Here is a 20,338-nt window from a genome sequence, read left to right as displayed (position 1 = left end):
ATCCAGAGGTCTCTCAGAATCGATTTCCACATACCGCACAAGAGTCCTTTTCTACTCATGTGCGATTCCCCTGCCCTCAAGGGGGGAGATTAATCGCTTCGCCGATTTCGCCAATTACCAGCGCCACAAAGGAATAAGAGCCGGCATGGTAGCATTTCTTAGTCCTAAGCCCAGAGTTCATTAGCCGGTTAAAAGCTGATCAGTTCATTATCATGGCGCCCGCCGGTTGGAAGGTTGGCAGCGCCTGTGGAAGGACCAGTACCGTCGCGCCGTAGAGGAGCAGGGCGACACCAGACACCTTTGCTATCCGCTCTCCTGACGGGAGGGTCTTTTCCGCAAAGATCAGCAGGGTGACCACGGCCATCGCGGCGAGGTTCATGATCCCCAGAGGAAAAAGAGCGAGAAACAAAAGCCAGCAGCAGCCCAGGCAAAAGAGCCCATGCTGCACGCCCATGCGCACAGCGCCCCACTGACCGTCGCGCCAAGAGGTCAGGATGAAACCGACCGGCGTACGGCATTTGGCGAGGCACAGATCTTTCAGCGGGGAGAGCTGGTAGGCGCCCCCTGCCATCAGCAGCGCCCCGCCGATGCGCGCGGCCGTTGCCGTGGACAATCCCATAGACCCGGCAAGCACCTCCGAGCCCGCCGCACCGGCAAAGGCGAGAATGCCCATCACGCCCCAAACCAGCAGGTACCCGGCCACGAACACCCAGGTCGAGACAAAGGTTTCGCCGCGGCCACGTTTGCCGGCCTGAACTTGGTGAAACGTCAGGATCATCGGCGCGGCCGTTGGAAACATCATCGCAACCATCATGATCATCCAGACGGCGAGAAACAGCGGCGCCTTCATGCCCATGGTGGGCGAGTACATTTCCATGCGCATGTCCGCGTCCAAGCCGATCTGCTGCCAGATGAGCAAGGCCCAGGCTGCCGCCGCGACAGCGATCAGCAGCGCGAGAATGACGTTTCGCTGTAACGTCGACGCCGTGGGCGAATGAGATCCAAGCATGCGGCCAAGCGCTATTGCTGGCCGGACCAATTGATCGGGGCGTAATGTCCGTTCCGGCGCGAATTGTCCCAGCTCATGCCATGGTCGCTGAACGTGCTGCCTTCCACCCCCATCGCCAGGGCGAGCCAGTCGGGATTGATCGGATGGCCGGTTGCCGCCCACATCTGCCCGTCCTCGCGCATGGTCGGCAACGGTTCGACCGCCATCTTCATGACCCCTGCAATCTCAGCCGACCGCTTCTTGCCGTCTATCCGATAGTCTATCGGAACCTTCTTGGCTCCGAGGTTGGTGCCGATCATGGGGGCCAGCAATGCCATCGGACCGCCCGCGGCACCGGTGAAGATCGCGCCCAGCGCCTCTGTTTGCCTGTCATCGGCCCTTTCGTCGATATAGGCGGCGGCTGTCCAATTGCCGTCCGCCATCGGACCGGGCGTGTGGGCAACCATCGCGACGCTGAGGCCGTCCAAGCGAACGTCGCCGAAATTGCCCTTGTCGATGTGAAAAACCAGGCCGACGTCGCAAACGCCTCTCGTCGGCTTCGATGTCAGCTGCGCGTTGGTGGACAGCAGGCAAGGACATACGACATCGCAGCTACAATTTTCGAAGTAACTTCCAGACAATTGCCAGCTGACTGCCATTTTCACCTCCCATTTGTGTCTGGCGCATCGGCAGGATCGCTTTGTGTGGCGCCGTTTCACGTCGATTGCTGAAACGGCAAATAGCCCACGCCGCGACTGTTGGGCACGCCAGGGCATATAATTTCAACTTGCTAATGAGCGTACGCTGATGCCCGGCGCAGTCAAGCTGAGCGGCACTGCTCGGCATTGTGATCGAAATCGCGAGATTTAGGGACAAAGGTGGGCAGTTGGCCAATCTCCGTGGGAGATGTCCGCAGGATATAGGAGGGCGCTGTCCCGTCCGGTAGGATGGGCCGAACCTGCGCTTCGTCATCCTCGGCCTTGACCCGAGGATCCATGCCGTGACCCTTGCCGTAGAGTGCAACGGCGCAGAATTCTGTAACCGTTGCATCGCCTTAGCGTCACGGCATGGATTCTAGGGTCTGCGCGCGTCGCTTCGCTCCTTGCTCCGCCCTAGAATGACGACGGAGATGGTCGCTGCTTTTCGTCAATCGCCAACAAAAAAGGCCGGCATAACACCCCCCGGCCCCTTGATGTCTATCACCGATATATCAGGTGTATCCAGTCTTAAACCAGAACTTTATTAGCCGGCTAACGCATTGTGCATCAGAAACTTATCGCTCGTCCTTCAATCGCCGGCATAACTCGTCGAGCTGCTCCAGCGTGCGATAATTGATGCGCAGCGTGCCGCCTTTGCCCTTGTGCTCGATGCTCACGATCATGCCGATCGTGTCGGTCATAAGCTTTTCCAGCGCCAGCGTGTCGGGATCCTTCTCCGGTGCGCTCGCCGCGGACTTCGCTTCGGCCGGCGTCGGACCGGCGGGCATCTGCGCCAGCGCCTCGGCCTGGCGCACCGAAAGCCCTTCCTTGACGATGCGCTTGGCAAGCCCGGCCGGGTCTTCGGCCGTGACCAGCGTGCGGGCATGGCCGGCCGACAGATCGCCGTCGACCAGCATGCTCTGGATGACATTGGGCAGCTTTAAGAGTCTCAGCGTGTTGGCGACATGGCTGCGGCTCTTGCCGATGACCTGACCGAGATCGGCCTGGGTGTAGCCATGCTCGTCGATGAGCTGCTGGTAGCCTTGCGCCTCTTCGACCGGATTGAGGTCGGCGCGCTGCACGTTCTCGATGATCGCCAGTTCCAGCGCGGTGCGGTCGTTGACGTCGCGCACGATCAGCGGGATCTCGGTCAGGCCGGCACGCTGCGCCGCCCGCCAGCGCCGCTCGCCGGCGATGATCTCGTAGCGGCCGGGCTGCGAGGGCGAGGGCCGCGCCACCACCGGCTGCACGACGCCATGCTCGCGGATCGACTGCGCGAGATCGGTGAGATCGGCATCGCCGAAGTGCCGGCGCGGGTTCTTCGGGTTCGGGCTGACGAACTCGATCGGCACCTTGCCGTCCGCCGCGACTGACGTGCTCGGCTTTTCCGGCGCCGACGGACGGTCGATCTCGCCGATCAGTGCCGCGAGGCCACGGCCCAGTCTTTTTCTTGATTGGTCTTCGCTCATTATGATGTCCAGATCGTTTCGGAATCGAATCGGCTAGTTAACCAAACCTGCTGGATCGCTAGCGGGCTCAAGCGGCGCGCAGCTTGCGCTCGCGGCGGATCACCTCGGAGGCGAGCTGCAGATAAGCCTGGCTGCCCGAGCATTTGAGATCGTAGAGGATCGCCGGTTTGCCGTAGGACGGCGCTTCGGAAACGCGCACGTTGCGCGGGATGATGGTCTCGTAGACCTTGTCGCCCATATGGGTGCGCACATCCTGCACCACCTGATTGGCGAGGTTGTTGCGCCCGTCATACATGGTGAGCACGATGCCCTGGATGGTGAGATCCGGATTGATCGTTCCGCGCACCTGCTCGACCGTCTCAAGCAACTGGCTGAGGCCTTCGAGCGCGAAGAACTCGCATTGCAGCGGCACCAGAACGGAATCGGCTGCCGCCATTGAATTCAAGGTCAAAAGGTTGAGCGAGGGCGGGCAGTCGATCAGCACGTAGCCGAACGGCGCCGCCCGCTCGGCGGCGGCGCGCAGCGCATTGCGCAGCCTGAGCACGCGGTCGGGCGCCGAGGCGATCTCCATCTCGATGCCGAGCAGGTCGAGCGTCGACGGTACGATGGACAGGCCCGGCACCGCCGTCGGCATCGCGGCTGCCTCCAGATCGAGCTCGCCGGTCAGCACGTCGTAGGACGAGACCGTGCGGTCCTTGCGGTCGATGCCGAGACCGGTGCTGGCATTGCCCTGCGGATCAAGGTCGACGATCAGCACGCGCTCGCCGATCGCGGCCAGCGCCGTGGCCAGATTGATAGCCGTCGTCGTCTTGCCGACGCCGCCCTTCTGGTTGGCGACAGTGATGATACGCGGTCCAGTTTTCATGGGTCGATGCCAGTAATTCATTGCGGGGTCGCCGAGCGCAGATCGGTGATTTCCAGGATGATGCCGTGAGGGTCGGTCATGCTTGGATGTTCTACCAGATCGAAGGCCCAGCGGTGAGTGCTTTCTTCCACTTCGGCCCGGTAATCCCGGCCTTTGTGGAAAAGAGCGCGCGCGCCCTTGCTCAGCCACGGCGCTGCCAGATCGAGCAGGTCGGGAAGCGCTGCCAGCGCCCGCGCCGTGACGATTTCCGGTTCGGAAACAAAGGCATAGCTATCATTGATGCGTCGCGCGAGCACCCTCGCCGGCAGGCCGAACTGGCCGATCACCGATTGCAGGAACGACGCCTTCTTGCGGTTGCTTTCGACCAGATCGATCGAGGCGCCCGGCCGCTCGCCGAGCAGGAAACCGAGCACCAATCCGGGAAACCCGCCACCCGAGCCGAGGTCGACCCATCGCGTAGCTGCAGGAGCGATTCGCGCCAGTTGCGCGCTGTCCAGGATGTGGCGGCGCCAGACGTCGTCCAGCGTCGACGGCGCCGCAAGATTGATGCTGCGGTTCCATTTCAGGAAGAGCTGCTCGAAGGCCTGCAGCCGCTCGAATGTTTCACGTGAAACCGGACCCGCCGCCTCCTGCAGGTCCGCCCAAGCACTGGCGCCCAAGTCATCGGCGCTCACGCCACAGACCTTCGCGAGACGAGCTCGGCATTGCGGACATGAGCGACGATGATCGCAAGCGCCGCCGGCGTCATGCCCTCCATGCGCTGCGCATCGGCGATCGAACGCGGCTGGCGCAGCTTCATCTTCTGCTTCAACTCATTGGAGAGGCCCGGCACATCGGAAAAGTCGATGCTCTCGGGAATCAGCCGCGACTCTTCATGCCTAATCTGCGCGACGTCGGCCTGCTGGCGCTCGAGATAGACGGAATATTTTGCTTCCGTCTCGAGCCGCTCGGTCGTCTTCGCGTCGAGCTCGGCGAAGCGGAGCTCGACGCGTTTCAGCCAAGCCATGTCGACGCCCGGATGTGCAAGCAGCTCATAGGCCGAGCGGCGCACGCCGTCCTTGTTGATCTCAAGCCCATGCCGCGCCGCTTCGTTCGGCGTGAAGGTGACCGACTTTGCCAGCGCGCGGGCATCGTCGAGCTTGCCCGCCATCTCGTCGAACCGACGCATGCGTTCCGATGCGGTTATCCCGAGCCGACCGGCCAGGGGCGTCAGCCGCTCGTCGGCATTGTCGGCCCGCAGCGAAAGCCGGAACTCGGCCCGCGAGGTGAACATGCGATAGGGCTCGGCGATGCCGCGGCTGGTGAGGTCGTCGACCATCACGCCGATATAGGCCTCCGTGCGGCTGAGCACGACCGGCTCGCTCGCCGACGCCTTGCGCGCGGCGTTAATGCCGGCAAGCAGGCCCTGCGCGCCGGCTTCTTCATAACCGGTCGTGCCGTTGATCTGCCCGGCCAGGAACAGGCCGGCGACACGCTTCGTCTCCAAAGTTGTTGACAACTCGCGCGGATCGACGTGGTCGTATTCGATCGCATAACCCGGCTGCAGCATCGTCGCCTTCTCCAGCCCGGGTATGGTCTTCAAAATGTCGAGCTGGACATCTTCCGGCAGCGAGGTCGAGATGCCGTTCGGATAGACGGTGTCGTCGTCGAGGCCTTCCGGCTCCAGGAAAATCTGGTGGCCTTCGCGGTCGCCGAACTTGACGATCTTGTCCTCGATCGACGGGCAGTAACGCGGCCCAACACCTTCGATCGAGCCGGAATACATGGCGGAGCGGCCGAGATTGGCGCGGACCAGCTCATGGGTGGCCGGCATCGTGCGGGTGATCCCGCAACGGATCTGCGGATTGGCGATGCGGTCGGTCATCAGCGAGAACGGCACCGGGTCATCGTCGGCTGCCTGGCTTTCCAGCGACGCCCAGTCGATGGTCCGACCGTCGAGGCGAGGGGGCGTCCCGGTCTTGAGCCGCCCGAGCTTGAAGCCGGTGCGGGCCATCGTGGCCGAAAGCCCGTGGCTTGCCTGCTCGGCCATCCGGCCGGCGACGATCTTCCTTTCGCCGATATGGATCAGCCCGCGCAGGAAGGTGCCGGTGGTCAGCACCACGGCGCCGCAGGCGAGGCGCCGATCGCCTGAGACCAGCACGGCCGCGACCCGCCCGTCTTCGATCTCGAGATCCAGAACTTCGCCTTCGACCACGTCGAGATTGGCCTGCTCGCTGATCGCGGCCTGCATGGCCAGCCGATAGAGCTTGCGGTCGGCCTGGGTACGCGGCCCGCGCACGGCGGGGCCCTTGCGACGATTGAGCAGGCGGAATTGGATACCGGCGGCATCGGCGATGCGCCCCATCAGCCCATCCATGGCATCGATCTCGCGCACGAGATGTCCTTTGCCCAGGCCGCCGATCGCCGGGTTGCAGGACATGACGCCGATCGTGTCGAGACGCAGCGTCACCAGCGCGGTCCTGGCGCCAGCGCGTGCTGCAGCGCTTGCCGCCTCGCATCCGGCATGGCCGCCGCCCACCACCACCACATCATAGTGATTGGTCATTTCAAGAATCCGGTTTCAGAAATTGACCGACACATGTCCCCGCGGCTCGATGCTGTCAAGGACGAAGGCCGGACTCGTTTCACGTGAAACAATGAAATGGCGGGGGGCATCCTTTGAGGCCCGCGGGACAGCGTCCCCCTCTGGCCTGCCGGCCATCTCCCCCACAAGGGGGGAGATCAGAGGTCACCCTCGCTTTCGCCAATCGCCAACGTTGCAGGGATGACGCCTTCCGCGGAACTGCCACATCTCCCCCACGTGGGGGAAATGGCCGGCAGGCCAGAGGGGGCGCGAAGGAATGCGGCGGCTCTCGTCCTGGCCTCCGCAGCGCCGCCCGCTGTTTCACGTGAATCACGCGCAGTGTCTCGTTTCACGTGAATCACTTGCCGATGCAGAACTGCGAAAAGATGACATCCAGCATGTCTTCGACATCCACCGCGCCCACGATTCGCCCGAGCCGATCGGTTGCCAGCCGCAGTTCCTCGGCGCGCAACTCCTGGCTCTGCCCCGACACCGCCGCGACGAGAAAACCCTTCGCTTGCCTCAGCAGCTCGACATGACGAAGCCTGGAAGGCAGGACATCGCCGGCGTTTCCAATCGCCGCGGCCGCACGCCGCCCAATCTCATCCAGCAGTTCGGAAAGCCCAGAGCCGTCCTTGGAGGAGATGACCAGGTCGTAGTTGCCGGTAGCCGGGCTTTTGAGGTCCGCCTTGGTCCCGATCTTCAGCAGCGGAACGCCTGTCGGAATCTCGCCCACGGACTGCGGGTCGACCATGTCCTCCAGCAGGAGGACCAGGTCCGCCCCGCCTGCCTTGGCGCGCGCCCGCTCGATGCCGATCGTCTCCACCTTCCCGGTGGTCTCGCGCAGGCCCGCCGTATCGACGACCCGCACCCGCATCCCGTTGAGATCCAGCACCACTTCGAGCAGGTCGCGTGTGGTGCCTGGCTCGTCGGTGACGATTGCCGCCTCGCGTTTGGCCAGCGCGTTGAACAGGCTGGACTTGCCGGCGTTCGGCGCGCCGAGGATGACGACCTCGAAGCCGTCGCGGATGATTTCGGCCGTCTTGAACCCCCGGATGTGGCGCTCGATTTCGCCGATCATCGCCGCCACGTCGGCCCAGACCGCATCGGACACGGAGCCCGGCACGTCCTCTTCGTCGGCGAAGTCGATCTCCGCCTCGATCATCGCCCGCGCATGAATCAGCCGGCGGCGCCAGCTCGCATAAAGTTCGCTCTGCGCTCCTTCGGCATTGCGCAGGGCGAAGCGGCGCTGGGCCTCCGTCTCGGCGTTGACCAGATCGGCCAACGCCTCGGTCTCGACCAGATCGAGCTTCCCGTTAAGAAAGGCGCGCCGGGTGAATTCGCCGGGCTCGGCATGTCTGACGCCCTCGAAACCGGTGATCGTTTCCAGCATTTTGGCGGCAACGGCGCGGCTGCCGTGGACATGGAACTCGGCAACGTCCTCGCCGGTAAAGCTTCCGGGGCCGGGGAAGAACAGGACAAGTCCGTGATCGATGATCGAACCGTCGGGCGCTTTCAGCTTGCGCAGTGTGGTAAACCGATCCTTAACGCCGCCGGCGATTGTTTCGATCACGAATCGAGTCCTCGGGCCGGAAATCCGGATCACGGCAATGCCGGCGGGCAGGCGGCCGCTCGACAGCGCCACGATCGAATCCTTCGAACTTACCATTTGCCCGACCTGCCGAACCACCCTAGGTATCTTCCTTCACGCACCGTTCCGCACGGAAGCCGCTGCGCGGCTTTCCTGGAATTGCTTCGCTCATCAACCAAGCCGAGCCGCCCATCGTGACCTTGCCAGCGCGAAACCTGCTTGCCGAAGAAGCCAGCCCCTATCTGCAGCAGCACAGCGGAAATCCGGTGCATTGGCGGGCGTGGTCGCCGGCAGCGCTTGCCGAAGCGAAGGATCTCGGACGGCCGATCCTGCTCTCCATCGGCTATGCCGCCTGCCACTGGTGCCATGTCATGGCGCATGAAAGCTTCGAGAACGACGCCGTCGCCGCCGTCATGAACCGGCTCTTCGTCAATATCAAGGTCGATCGTGAGGAGCGGCCGGACATCGACCAGATCTATATGGCGGCGCTCCATGCCATGGGCGAGCAGGGCGGCTGGCCGCTGACCATGTTTCTCACGCCCGATGGCAAGCCTTTCTGGGGCGGCACCTATTTTCCGAGCGAGGCCCGCTACGGCCGGCCGGGCTTCGTCCAGGTGCTGGAAGCAGTCGACAAGGCCTGGCGCGAAAAGCAGCAAAGCCTCGCCGAAAGCGCCGACGGGCTGACCGCTCATGTCGAACAGCGGCTGGCCGGCGCGAAAGGCAAGGCGGTGCTCGACCGCGAGGCGCTTGCCGATCTCGCGGGCCGCCTCGATGGCATGATCGACCGCGATCTCGGCGGCTTGCGCGGCGCGCCGAAATTCCCCAATGCGCCCTTCATGCACAGCCTGTGGCTGTCCTGGCTGCGCGACGGCCAGACGGTGCATCGCGACGCCGTGCTCGCCAGCCTGGAAAAAATGCTTGCCGGCGGCATTTACGATCATGTCGGCGGCGGCCTCAGCCGCTATTCGACCGACGCCGAATGGCTGGTGCCGCATTTCGAAAAGATGCTCTACGACAACGCCCAGCTCATCCGCATGTGCAACTGGGCCTTCGCGGCCACCGGCAACGACCTGTTCCGGATACGAATCGAAGAAACCGTCGCCTGGCTGCTTCGCGAGATGCGCGTCGATGGCGGTGCCTTCGCCGCCAGCCTCGATGCCGACAGTGACGGCGAGGAGGGGCTTTTCTACACCTGGAGCAGGAAAGAGGTCGAAACCGCGCTCGGCGACGATTCAGATCCATTCTTCCAATATTTCGAGCTGGCTGCCCCGCATGGCTGGGAAGGCAAGCCGATCATCCGCCAGAGCGAAGCCCAGCAACGCCAGGGTATCGCCGATTATGCCCGGCTCGGGCCGCTGAAGGCGAAGCTGCTGGCCATCCGGGAAAAGCGGGTCAGACCGGGCCGCGACGGCAAGGCACTTACCGACTGGAACGGCCTTGCGATCGCGGCGCTTGCGGAAGCGGGGCGTTCCCTCGGTCGGCGAGAATGGATCGACGCCGCGGCCAAGGCCTTTGCCCGTATCGTCGAAGCCGGCCGGGATGTTCGTTTGCCGCATTCGATGCTGGCCGACAAGAAACTCTTTCCGGCGCTGTCGAGCGACTATGCCGCCATGACCAACGCGGCGATCGCCCTGTTCGAGGCGACCGGCGATGAGGCTTACTCCGATCACGCCCGACGGTTCGTCGCGGAACTCGACCGCTGGCATCAAGACGGTGAAAACACCGGCTACTATTTGACGGCGTCGGACAGCGGCGACGTTCCGATCCGCATCCGCGGCAATGTCGACGAAGCGATCCCGTCGGCCACCGGCCAGATCGTCGAAGCGCTGGTGCGGCTCTCCTCGCTCACCGGCGATCTCAACCTTTGGGAGAAAGCCTGGACGACCGCCGAACACGCCATGGGCCGCGCCGCGCAACAGGCCTATGGCCAGGCCGGCATCGTCAACGCCTGCGCGCTGGCGCTCGAACCGCTCAAGCTCGTCATCATAGACAAGCCAGAGTTTCCAAGCCTCGTTCCGGTCATGAATCGAAATCCCGATCCGCGTCGGGTCGATATCGTCGTGACGGTTGGTACGGAAACGAATCGACCGCTTCTGCCCGGCGGCGTGCTGCCGCCGACGGACAAGCCAGGCGCCTGGTTCTGCAGCGGACAGGCGTGCCTGCCGGCGGTGACGGATGCGGGCGAGTTGGAGAAGCTGCTGCGGCGATAGCGCCTTCCCTTCTCCCACAAGGGGAGAAGGAGAAGCCCACCCAATCACGTATTCATCGAATCGAAGAAATCGGAGTTGGTCTTGGTCTGCTTGAGCTTGTCGATGAGGAACTCGATCGCGTCGGTCGTTCCCATCGGCGCGAGAATCCGGCGTAGCACGAAGATCTTCTGCAGGTCCTGCCGCGGAACCAGCAGGTCTTCCTTGCGGGTGCCGGATTTGAGGATGTCGATCGCCGGATAGATGCGCTTGTCGGCCACCTTGCGGTCGAGCTGGATTTCGCAGTTGCCGGTGCCCTTGAACTCTTCGAAGATCACTTCGTCCATGCGGCTGCCGGTATCGATCAGCGCCGTGGCGATGATGGTGAGCGAGCCGCCCTCCTCGATGTTGCGGGCGGCGCCGAAGAAGCGCTTCGGCCGCTGCAGCGCGTTGGCGTCGACACCGCCGGTCAGCACCTTGCCGGATGACGGCACGACGGTGTTGTAGGCGCGGCCGAGACGCGTGATCGAATCGAGCAGGATGACGACATCGCGGCCGTGTTCGACCAGGCGCTTGGCCTTCTCGATCACCATCTCGGCGACCTGGACGTGTCGCGCCGCCGGCTCGTCGAAGGTCGAGGAGATCACCTCGCCCTTGACCGAGCGCTGCATGTCGGTGACTTCCTCCGGACGCTCGTCGATCAGAAGCACGATCAGGTAGCATTCCGGATGGTTGGCGGTGATCGAATGCGCGATGTTCTGCAAAAGCACCGTCTTACCGGTTCGCGGCTGCGCATTGATCAACGCGCGCTGACCCTTGCCGATCGGCGCCACCAGGTCGATCACGCGCGGCGAGATGTCCTTGCTGGTCGGGTTGTCGACCTCCATCTTCAGCCGCGAGGTCGGGTAGAGCGGCGTCAGATTGTCGAAATGGATCTTGTGCCGGATCTTTTCCGGGTCGTCGAAATTGATCGAGTTGACCTTGAGCAGCGCGAAATAGCGCTCGCCCTCTTTCGGGCTGCGGATCGGTCCTTCGACGGTATCGCCGGTCTTCAGCGAAAAGCGCCTTATTTGCGAGGGCGAGATATAGATGTCGTCGGGACCTGGCAGGTAGTTTGCATTGGCCGAGCGCAGGAAACCGAAACCGTCCTGCAGCACCTCGACCACGCCGTCGCCGATGATCTCGATGTCCTGGGTGGCGAGCTTCTTCAGGATCGCGAACATCAGCTCCTGCTTGCGCATGACGCTGGCGTTCTCCACCTCGAGCGATTCGGCGTAGGCGATCAGCTCCGGCGGCTTCTTGTTCTTGAACTCTGCGAGTTTCATTTCTTGCATTAGATGGACTCTGGGTAGGCTTTTGGGGAGAAAATATCGGCTGGTATGCGACAAATGCCGAGCGCGGCCGAAGCGAGAAAAGGGCGGCGCGTGACGGGAAGGAAGACCCGTCTTTTATCGTCGGTCGTCTGAAAGAGCAAGCCGCCTTTTGCCGGGTGTGAGGAAGCCTCAGAACGGCTTCACAACGACCAGGATGACGATGACGATCATCAGCAATGTGGGGATTTCATTGACGATCCGCCAGTGCCTCGCCGACTTTTCGTTTCGGTCCTCGGCAAATTTTCTCACCGCCCCGGCGAGATAGCCATGCAGGCCTGAAAGCAACAGCACCGCGAGGATCTTGGCGTGCAGCCAGCCGCCCTGGAATCCAAAACCTTTCCAGGCGAGCCAGAGGCCGAAGATCCAAGTCAGGGTCATCGCCGGATTGATGATCGCCCTCAGCAGCCGGCGCTCCATCACCTTGAAGGTCTCGGACTGCACGGAGCCTTTCTCGGCTTCGACGTGATAGACGAAAAGCCGCGGCAGATAGAGCATGCCGGCCATCCAGGAGATGACGGAAATGACATGGATCGCCTTCGCCCAGGGATAGAAGCTGTCGGGTGCTGTGAAGTAGAGCAGGGCAGTCAGCACGACGAGAACGACAATGCCGATCGTCATGCGCTTCATCGCCTGGCCGGTGCTGTTATCATCGCTCTTGCCGGTCATCCTCGGCTCCTCACCATTTTCACCATGGCCTCGACATGCGCCACCGGCGTTTCCGGCGTGATGCCATGGCCGAGATTGAAGATCAGCGGCCCGTCGCCCAGCGAGCGAAGAATGGCGTCGACGCCGTCGGCCAGCGCCTTGCCGCCGGCGACCAGCCGCAACGGATCGAGATTGCCCTGCACCGCGCCCTCACCCTGCAGCGCCTTCGCCATCGACAACGGCACTGTCCAGTCGAGGCCGAGACCGGTAATGCCGGTCTTCCTGCGATAGTCGCGATAGCGCTCGCCGGCGCCTTTCGGAAAGCCGATCACCGGCACATCAGGATATACAGCCTTCACCTGCCGGACGATCTCGGCCACCGGTTCGACGCAGAACGCCTCGAAGGAAGCCTCGTCGAGCACGCCCGACCAGGAATCGAAAATCTGCACCACATCGGCGCCTGCCTCGACCTGACGGATGAGATAGGCAGCTGAATGGTCCGCAAGTATTTTCAGAAGGCGCCCGAAAGCCTCCGGCTCGCGATAGGCGAAAAGCCGCGCCGGCCCCTGGTCCGGCGTGCCGTGGCCGGCAATCATATAGGTCGCCACCGTCCAGGGTGCGCCGCAGAAGCCGATCAGCGTCGTCTCGTCCGGCAGCTTCGCGCGCAGTCGGCGGACCGTTTCGTAGACCGGTTCGAGATTCACGTGAAACGTCTCGCCGTTCAGAGCTGAAATCTCAGCCGTGGCAATCGGCTTCAGGATCGGCCCATGCCCCTCTTCGAAGCGGACCTCTCGTCCGAGCGCATTGGGAACGACGAGGATGTCGGAGAACAGGATCGAGGCATCGAAGCCGAAGCGTTCGATCGGCTGCAGCGTCACTTCGACGGCGAGGTCGGGATCGTAGCAGAGGTCAAGGAAGGATCCGGCTCGTTTCCGGGTCTCGCGATACTCAGGGAGGTAGCGGCCTGCCTGACGCATCATCCAGAGCGGCGGCGGTGAAACCGTCTCGCCCTTGAGGACGTCCAGCATGATCCGTTTCCCAGGCATTCGGCGTTCGCCCTCTCCAGGTCCCTTAAATCAAATATCTATTTTAAAAGAGTCTTCTGATTCTAAGAGTCTGTTGGTTGTGGTGGTTGCGACCTGTCCCGCCTGCCGCTGGAAAAGGCCAGTCAGCATATTGTCGCGCAGCCTCATTCGCAAATTGGAGGGATCTGGGGAAGAATCGGATTCCGGCTTTCGAGTCAGCGGCTTGGCATTCCCGCTCCAGGTCTTGCGCTGTGGACGATATCGCCAAAGAAAAGTTGATCCCCAGTTTTGTCCCCAGTGCCGCGACAAAGCCTACAGCAGAGCGAATTGTGGACAAGGTGCCATCTGATACAGTCGCCCCTCAGCGACCAGGCTTCCTCATCCAGCCTTGTCCACAATTGCCCACAGTCTGGAACCACCCCCTGTGAACAAACCACAAAGCTTCTTCCACCTGCATCTGATATCCGACGCCACTGGCGAGACCCTGCTGGCGGCCGGCCGCGCCGCGTCCGCCCAGTACAAGGATGCGCGCGCCATCGAGCACATCTATCCGCTGATCCGCACCGAAAAGCAGGTCGCCAAGGTGTTCGAGGATATCGAGGAAGAGCCCGGCATCATTCTCTATACGGTCGTCGACCAGAAGCTGGCGCGCAGCATCGACGAACGCTGCGCCGCCATGGGCCTGCCTTGCGTCTCGGTGTTGGAACCCGTGCTCAGCGTCTTCCAGTCCTATCTCGGCACGCCTGCCGGGCGGCGCGTCGGCGCCCAGCATGTGCTCGATGCCGAATATTTCCGCCGCATCGATGCGCTGAACTTCACCATGGAGCATGACGACGGCCAGCTTCCGGCGAACATGGACGATGCCGATATCGTGCTGATCGGCATCTCGCGCACCTCGAAGACGCCGACCAGCATCTATCTCGCCAATCGCGGCATCAAGACCGCCAACATTCCGATCGTGCTCGGCGTGCCGTTGCCGGAAAGTCTGATCGCCGCCAAGACGCCGCTGATTGTCGGCCTTGTCGCCACCGCCGAGCGCATCTCGCATGTCCGCCAGAACCGCATCCTCGGCAACACCGCACCCTATGTTTCGACCGACTATATCGACCGCGCCGCGATCAACGAAGAGCTCGCCTACGCGCGCCAGCTATGCACGAAACATGGCTGGCCGATGATCGACGTCAGCCGGCGCTCGATCGAGGAAACGGCCGCGGCCATCGTTGCCCTGCGCGGAAAGACGAGATAACGGAGATCGAGCCGGGTGAGGGTGGACCTGCCACTGTCGCCGGGTAGATCGAAAAGCCACGACGGATCCCCATGCCTTGGAGATTGGCCGAAACGCCCATCGCTTCGTCATCCTGGGGCGGAGCAAGGAGCGACGCGGCGCAGACCCCAGGATCCATGCCGTGACGCCGAAGCGTTGCGACGATGCAGAATTCTGCTCCGTTGCGCTCTTCGATCGAGGGAACGGCATGGATCCTAGGGTCTCCGCGACGGAGCTTCGCTCCTGCTTCGCCCTAGGATCACGACGTTGGAGAGGGCTCCGGCTAATCTCCACGGTTTGTGCTGGCCCAACGGACCAGCAATGGAATCTCGGTCGCCGGCAAAGCGCCAAACCGGCCGGAACCAACAAAGGGAGCTAATTGGCGAATACCATGGCCGAGAAAATCATCCTCGCTTCGGGCAGCCCGTTCCGCAAGGCGATGCTCGTCAATGCCGGGCTCGACATCGAGGCGGTGCCGGCAAACGTCGACGAGCGGGCGCTCGAGGCGCCTTTGCAGGACAGCGGCGTGTCTCCCGAAGATGTCGCGTCGATCCTGGCTGAAGCCAAGGCGACCGAGGTCAGCGAGCGCAGACCGGGCGCGCTGGTGCTCGGCTGCGACCAGACGCTGTCGCTCGGCGACGAAATCTTCCACAAGCCGGCCGACATGGAAGGCGCGAGGAGGCATCTCCTGGCTTTGTCGGGCAAGACGCATCAGTTGAACAGCGCCGCCGTGCTCTGCCGCAACGGCGAAGTGCTGTGGCGCCATGTCGGCGTCGCCGGCCTGACCGTGCGCAAGCTCGATCCCGCCTTCATCGGCCGGCACCTGGCGCGCGTCGGCGCCAAGGCTTTGGCAAGTGTCGGCGCCTACCAGATCGAGGGCGAGGGCATCCAGCTCTTCGAAAAGATCGAAGGCGACTATTTCACCATCGTCGGCCTGCCGCTCCTGCCGGTGCTGAGGGAGCTGCGCGCGCTGGGAGCGATCGATGGCTGAGCACAAGGCTTTCGTCACCGGCCATCCGATCGCGCATTCGCGCTCGCCGAAGATTCATGGCTACTGGCTGGCGAAATACGGCATCGACGGCAGCTACAGCGCGATCGACGTCGCGCCGGACGATTTCGCCGCGTTCCTGAAATCGCTGGGCGAAAACGGCTATCGGGGAGGCAATGTCACCATACCGCACAAGGAAGCGGCCTTTGCCCTGGTCCAGCGCCGCGACGACGCGGCCGAGGCGATCGGCGCGGTCAACACGCTGTGGCTGGAAGACGATGTCTTGTGGGGCGGCAACACCGACGGTCTCGGCTTTGCCGGCAATCTCGACGAACACGCCCCTAGCTGGGCGGCGAACGGGCCGGCCGTGGTGCTGGGCGCGGGCGGCGCGTCCCGCGCGGTCATCCACGCGCTGAAGCAGCGCGGCGTGAGCGACATCCGCATCGTCAACCGCACGTTGGCAAGGGCTGAAGAACTCGCCGACCGCTTCGGCGCCGGCGTTTCCGCGCATCCAGCCGGCGCGGCCGGCGAACTGCTTGCCGATGCCGGCCTGCTCGTCAACACCACCGCGCTCGGCATGCACGGCAACGAAACCCTCGCCGCCGATCCGGCGGGCCTGCCCGGCCATGCCATCGTCACCGACATCGTCTATGTGCCGCTGGAGACGCCGCTTCTGGCAGCAGCCAGAGCTCGCGGCCTGAAGACGGTCGATGGGCTCGGCATGCTGCTGCATCAGGCGGTGCCCGGTTTCGAGCGCTGGTTCGGCAAGCGGCCGGAGGTCACGCCCGAATTGCGGCGCATGATCGTCGCCGACATCGAAGCGCATTGAGATGGCGGGCAAGGCCATGATCGTGCTCGGCCTCACCGGATCGATCGGCATGGGCAAGTCGACGACGGCCAAGATGTTCGCCGAGGCCGGCGTGCCGGTGCATGATTCGGACGAGACCGTGCATCGGCTCTATGCCGGCAAGGCAGCGCCGCTGGTCGAAGCGGCCTTTCCCGGCACGACGAAGGCGGGCGTGGTCGATCGCGCCCGGCTGACCGAGAAGGTGCTGGGCGATCCCGCGGCGCTGAAGAAGCTCGAGGCGATCATCCATCCACTGGTGCGCGCCGATGCCGATGCGTTCCTGGCCAGGCACCGTGCCAGCGGCGCGCCGCTCGCCGTGCTCGACATCCCTCTGCTGTTCGAGACCGGCGGCCGCAACCGCGTCGACAAGGTCGTGGTCGTCACCGCGCCTGCCGAGGTGCAGCGCGCCCGTGTGCTCGAAAGGTCCGGCATGAGCGAGGAGAAATTCGCCTCCATCCTTGCCAAGCAGGTCCCGGACGCCGAAAAGCGCCGCCGGGCCGATTTCATCGTCGACACCGGCCAGGGTTTTGACGCCGCGCGGGCGGCGGTCGCCGCCATCGTCAGCGATTTGACGACGGCCAAGAATTGACGGGGATAAGTCCGGCAAAAACGCGTCCTGACGCCTGTTGTCAGCAGCCCCCATTGCCATTTTGTTCCGGTGTATGATTCTGCTCTCCTGGAGCAGGCTGATTCGAAATGCGTGAGATCATCTTCGATACCGAAACCACCGGCCTCGATCTGCGCGACGACCGCATCATCGAACTCGGCGGCGTCGAGCTGGTCAACCGCTTCCCGACCGGCCGCACCTTCCACAAATTCATCAATCCGCAGGGGCGCGCCATTCATGCCGAGGCGCAGGCCGTGCACGGCATCAGCGCCGCCGATCTGGTTGGCAAGCCGACCTTCGCCGAAATCGCCGACGAATGGCTGGCCTTCACCGACGGCGCCAAGCTGATCGCCCACAACGCCACGTTCGACATCGGCTTTCTCAACCTCGAATTCAGCCGGCTCGACCATCCGGCCATCGATCCCGGCCGCATCGTCGACACGCTGGCGCTGGCGCGCCGCAAGCATCCGATGGGCCCCAATTCGCTGGACGCGCTTTGCCGGCGCTACGGCATCGACAACACCCGCCGCACCAAGCACGGCGCGCTGCTCGACTCCGAATTGCTGGCCGAGGTCTACATCGAGCTCATCGGCGGCAAGCAGGCGGCGCTGGTCCTCGAGACCGTGGCCGTGCAGATGAACGGTGCCGGCGAGGTGGCCGATATCGACATCTCGATCGGCGCAAGGCCGATCGCCCTGCCGCCGCGCCTCACCCAGGCGGATCGGTCGGCGCATGCCGGGCTGGTCGCGACGCTGGGTGAAAAGGCGCTGTGGCTGAAGGTGGCGGTGGGTTGAGCGGGCCACTGGCGCCAACCTACGCGGTTAGCTGTATTGCCCATTCTTTCGTCATACTCGGGCTTGACCCGAGTATCCATGCCGTGACCCTCGCCGCGGAGTGCAACGGTGCAGAATTCTGTAAGCGCAGCAATGCCTTAGCGTAACGGCATGGATCCTCGGGTCTGCACTGCGTCGCTGCGCTCCTCGCTCCGCCCGTGGATGACGATGGAAGGACGGCCTCGCCAATCTCCAACATCCAAACAAAAAGCCCGGCACGAAGCCGGGCTCTCGACATGGTGCGGCGTTAAGCTGCCTCAGCTCACCTGGACCTTGCTCGCCGCCTGGTCTTCGGCGATGCGCTGCTGGAACATCTGCGCGAAATCGATCGGGTCGAGCATCAGCGGCGGGAAGCCGCCATTGCGGGTGGCGTCCGCGATGATCTGACGGGCGAAGGGGAACAGAAGCCGCGGGCACTCGATGAACAGGATCGGCAGCATGTGCTCCTGCGGGAAGCCGCTGATGGCGAAGACGCCGCCATAGACCAGCTCGACGTTGAACAGCACTTCCTGATCGAAGGAGGCCTTGGCGTTCAACGTGAGATTGACGTCGAACTGCTTGTCCGAAAGCGGATTGGCGTTGACGTTGACGTTGATGGCGATGCCGGGTGCCTTGTCGCGGCCGCGCAGCGAGTTCGGCGCGCCGGGGCTTTCGAAGGACAGGTCCTTCACATATTGCGCAAGCACGTTGAGCGAGGGCTGTGCCTGGTTGCCGTTGCCATTGGCGGCGCCCGCCGCGGCGTCATCGTTGCTGGCCATGAGCCTTTGTCCTTTTGCCTGGGCAGCATTGCTGACCGGATTGAAATCGCGGGTTCGCTACCATGCTCGGCAAGACAAAACAAGTTTTGCCGCCTTATGCATGTCGCCCAAAAGTGCGTAGCGGTTTTGGGACAACGACATGCGTCGGGCAAACTGCATGTCGCCCAAAAGTGCGTAGCGGTTTTTTGGGACAACGACATGCGGTCAGAGGACCGAGCCTGCATCCAGACCTAGTCGTCCTTCAGTCGCCGCCAAGGGGAATTGTGGTCCGGGCCGCGTTTGAAGTCGTCCTCACGCGTATAATCGCTGTCGTCGAGATCGATGACCTTGTCGCGCCGGCGGGCCGAAAAGCCGCTGCTGAAGCTGGTCGCCATCACGATGCGGTTCTTGAGCAGGCGCCAGGCGAGATCCCGCACCGGCGGCAGGAGCAGCAGGATGGCGATGATGTCGGTGATGAAGCCCGGAATGATGAGCAGGACCGCCGCCAGCACGATCATCGCGCCATGCGCGAGCTGGCGGCTGGGATCGCGTCCGGCATCCATTTCCGCCCGCACCCGCGCCATCACCCCGAAACCCTGGTGGCGAAGCAGCAGGCTGCCGGCGATGCCGGAAAGGACGACGAGCCCGACCGTCGCCAGCGCGCCGATTTCGCGGCCGACGACGACGAAGCCTGCGATCTCCAGAAGTGGCAGCAGGATCAGGAACAGCGGGAAGAGTGAAAGTCGCAAATCTCTACCGATCGCTTTCTCTTTTACGGCCTCGCGGGCAATCGCCGCTGGCACTGGGGCCATTAGATAGGTATGGCTGCCTTTGATTTGAATGATTGCGCCCGCCGTTCTATATGCTTTGGGTAATGAACGCTATGCGACCGCCGCCATCCTAGGGGCTCTGGTGGTCCGGCCAGAACAGGGATCGAATTGGCGGAAGATATGGGTTTCTTCGACTTCGGCACGATTTTCTTCTTGATTGCGGCGGTTGTGATCTTCTTCCAGCTCCGCAACGTGCTGGGCCGTCGCACCGGAAACGAGCGCCCGCCTTTCGACCCTTATTCGGCAAGCCGCACGCGCGACCAGGACGCGGCGCAGAAATCCGAGAATGTGGTGTCGCTGCCGCGCAAGCGCATGCCGGGGGAGGCGACGGCCGAGACCTATGCCGCGATCGACGCCTTCGCCAAACCGGACACCGATCTCAACAAGGGTCTGCGCACGATCAAGGACAACGATTCGTCCTTCGATCCGAAGACCTTCATCGACGGCGCCAAGATGGCCTATGAGATGATCGTCATGTCCTTTGCCGACGGCGACCGCAAAACGCTGAAGAATCTTTTGTCGCGCGAGGTCTACGACAGCTTCGTCGCCGCGATCGGCGAGCGCGAGGCGAAATCGGAAAAGATCCAGTCCTCCTTCGTCGGCATCGACAAGGTCGATATCGTCGCCGCCGAGATGAAGGGCACCGAGGCGCATATCACGCTGCGCATCGTCAGCGAGCTGATTTCGGCGACCCGCGACAAGGTCGGCGCCGTCATCGACGGCGATCCCGAGAAGGTCGCCGAGGTCAAGGATGTCTGGACCTTCTTCCGCGATACCCGCTCACGGGATCCGAACTGGAAGCTCGTCGCCACGGAAGAAGAAGACTGAG

The 20,338-nt window shown here is 63.2% G+C and carries 19 protein-coding genes; 7 read left to right on the top strand and 12 right to left on the bottom strand.

Annotated features, from left to right (window positions below):
- Positions 1-199 precede the first annotated feature (199 nt).
- From P9236_RS24215 to mnmE, 7 genes are all read right to left on the bottom strand, one after another.
- Positions 200-1,009, bottom strand: coding sequence for a DUF2182 domain-containing protein (locus P9236_RS24215; RefSeq protein WP_278077117.1), 810 nt, complete (start codon positions 1,007-1,009; stop codon positions 200-202).
- Between the two features lie 11 nt (positions 1,010-1,020).
- Positions 1,021-1,647, bottom strand: coding sequence for a DUF1326 domain-containing protein (locus P9236_RS24210; protein WP_278077127.1), 627 nt, complete (start codon positions 1,645-1,647; stop codon positions 1,021-1,023).
- A gap of 614 nt (positions 1,648-2,261) precedes the next feature.
- Positions 2,262-3,155 carry a ParB/RepB/Spo0J family partition protein gene (locus P9236_RS24205; RefSeq protein WP_278077116.1) on the bottom strand — a complete coding sequence of 298 codons (894 nt, stop codon included), beginning with the start codon at positions 3,153-3,155 and terminating at the stop codon, positions 2,262-2,264.
- 67 nt (positions 3,156-3,222) lie between these two features.
- A complete protein-coding gene (locus P9236_RS24200) occupies positions 3,223-4,020 on the bottom strand; it encodes a ParA family protein (RefSeq protein WP_278077115.1) in 798 nt (265 codons plus the stop codon).
- 17 nt (positions 4,021-4,037) lie between these two features.
- Positions 4,038-4,679, bottom strand: a complete 642-nt coding sequence (gene rsmG, locus P9236_RS24195) for a 16S rRNA (guanine(527)-N(7))-methyltransferase RsmG (RefSeq protein ID WP_278077126.1) — start codon at positions 4,677-4,679, stop codon at positions 4,038-4,040.
- Positions 4,680-4,690: 11 nt separating this feature from the next.
- Complete coding sequence (mnmG, locus tag P9236_RS24190; protein WP_278077114.1) at positions 4,691-6,565, bottom strand: tRNA uridine-5-carboxymethylaminomethyl(34) synthesis enzyme MnmG; 1,875 nt, start codon at positions 6,563-6,565, stop codon at positions 4,691-4,693.
- Between the two features lie 376 nt (positions 6,566-6,941).
- Positions 6,942-8,252, bottom strand: coding sequence for a tRNA uridine-5-carboxymethylaminomethyl(34) synthesis GTPase MnmE (mnmE, locus tag P9236_RS24185; RefSeq protein WP_278077113.1), 1,311 nt, complete (start codon positions 8,250-8,252; stop codon positions 6,942-6,944).
- Between the two features lie 116 nt (positions 8,253-8,368).
- Here mnmE and P9236_RS24180 point away from each other — a divergent pair, with 116 nt between their 5' ends.
- The gene (locus P9236_RS24180; protein WP_278077112.1) at positions 8,369-10,384 is read left to right on the top strand and encodes a thioredoxin domain-containing protein; all 2,016 of its coding nucleotides are present in this window, start codon (positions 8,369-8,371) and stop codon (positions 10,382-10,384) included.
- A gap of 44 nt (positions 10,385-10,428) precedes the next feature.
- Here P9236_RS24180 and rho read toward each other — a convergent pair whose 3' ends face one another.
- From rho to hemE, 3 genes are all read right to left on the bottom strand, one after another.
- On the bottom strand, positions 10,429-11,694 hold the full coding sequence (rho, locus tag P9236_RS24175) for a transcription termination factor Rho (protein ID WP_278077111.1): 1,266 nt from the start codon (positions 11,692-11,694) through the stop codon (positions 10,429-10,431).
- Between the two features lie 168 nt (positions 11,695-11,862).
- Positions 11,863-12,399 carry a protoporphyrinogen oxidase HemJ gene (hemJ, locus tag P9236_RS24170; RefSeq protein WP_278077110.1) on the bottom strand — a complete coding sequence of 179 codons (537 nt, stop codon included), beginning with the start codon at positions 12,397-12,399 and terminating at the stop codon, positions 11,863-11,865.
- Positions 12,396-13,424 carry a uroporphyrinogen decarboxylase gene (hemE, locus tag P9236_RS24165; RefSeq protein ID WP_278077109.1) on the bottom strand — a complete coding sequence of 343 codons (1,029 nt, stop codon included), beginning with the start codon at positions 13,422-13,424 and terminating at the stop codon, positions 12,396-12,398. Before hemE ends, hemJ begins: the two co-directional genes overlap by 4 nt.
- Before the next feature lie 403 nt (positions 13,425-13,827).
- Here hemE and P9236_RS24160 point away from each other — a divergent pair, with 403 nt between their 5' ends.
- The 5 genes from P9236_RS24160 to dnaQ all read left to right on the top strand — a co-directional run bounded on the left by P9236_RS24160 (position 13,828) and on the right by dnaQ (position 17,903).
- Positions 13,828-14,649: a pyruvate, water dikinase regulatory protein gene (locus P9236_RS24160; protein WP_278077108.1), complete on the top strand. Its 822-nt coding sequence runs from the start codon at positions 13,828-13,830 to the stop codon at positions 14,647-14,649.
- A gap of 409 nt (positions 14,650-15,058) precedes the next feature.
- Entirely contained in the window at positions 15,059-15,658 is a 600-nt protein-coding gene (locus P9236_RS24155; protein WP_278077107.1) for a Maf-like protein, read from the top strand.
- The gene (locus tag P9236_RS24150; RefSeq protein WP_278077106.1) at positions 15,651-16,484 is read left to right on the top strand and encodes a shikimate dehydrogenase; all 834 of its coding nucleotides are present in this window, start codon (positions 15,651-15,653) and stop codon (positions 16,482-16,484) included. Before P9236_RS24155 ends, P9236_RS24150 begins: the two co-directional genes overlap by 8 nt.
- A gap of 16 nt (positions 16,485-16,500) precedes the next feature.
- The gene (gene coaE / locus P9236_RS24145; RefSeq protein ID WP_278077125.1) at positions 16,501-17,091 is read left to right on the top strand and encodes a dephospho-CoA kinase; all 591 of its coding nucleotides are present in this window, start codon (positions 16,501-16,503) and stop codon (positions 17,089-17,091) included.
- 107 nt (positions 17,092-17,198) lie between these two features.
- Complete coding sequence (gene dnaQ, locus P9236_RS24140) at positions 17,199-17,903, top strand: DNA polymerase III subunit epsilon (protein WP_278077105.1); 705 nt, start codon at positions 17,199-17,201, stop codon at positions 17,901-17,903.
- 296 nt (positions 17,904-18,199) lie between these two features.
- On the opposite strand, the gene secB is transcribed toward dnaQ, so the two are convergent.
- Both secB and P9236_RS24130 read right to left on the bottom strand, forming a co-directional pair.
- Positions 18,200-18,700 carry a protein-export chaperone SecB gene (secB, locus tag P9236_RS24135; RefSeq protein ID WP_059189571.1) on the bottom strand — a complete coding sequence of 167 codons (501 nt, stop codon included), beginning with the start codon at positions 18,698-18,700 and terminating at the stop codon, positions 18,200-18,202.
- Between the two features lie 230 nt (positions 18,701-18,930).
- On the bottom strand, positions 18,931-19,428 hold the full coding sequence (locus tag P9236_RS24130; RefSeq protein WP_278077104.1) for an FxsA family protein: 498 nt from the start codon (positions 19,426-19,428) through the stop codon (positions 18,931-18,933).
- Between the two features lie 201 nt (positions 19,429-19,629).
- On the opposite strand from P9236_RS24130, the gene P9236_RS24125 reads away from it, so the two are divergent.
- Positions 19,630-20,337, top strand: a complete 708-nt coding sequence (locus tag P9236_RS24125) for a Tim44/TimA family putative adaptor protein (RefSeq protein WP_278077103.1) — start codon at positions 19,630-19,632, stop codon at positions 20,335-20,337.
- The last annotated feature ends 1 nt before the right edge of the window (position 20,338 follow it).

Origin of the sequence: Mesorhizobium sp. WSM4884 (genome assembly GCF_029625675.1) — a bacterium.
Taxonomy (GTDB): Bacteria; Pseudomonadota; Alphaproteobacteria; order Rhizobiales; family Rhizobiaceae; genus Mesorhizobium.
This window is presented reverse-complemented; position numbering and strand designations above follow the sequence as displayed.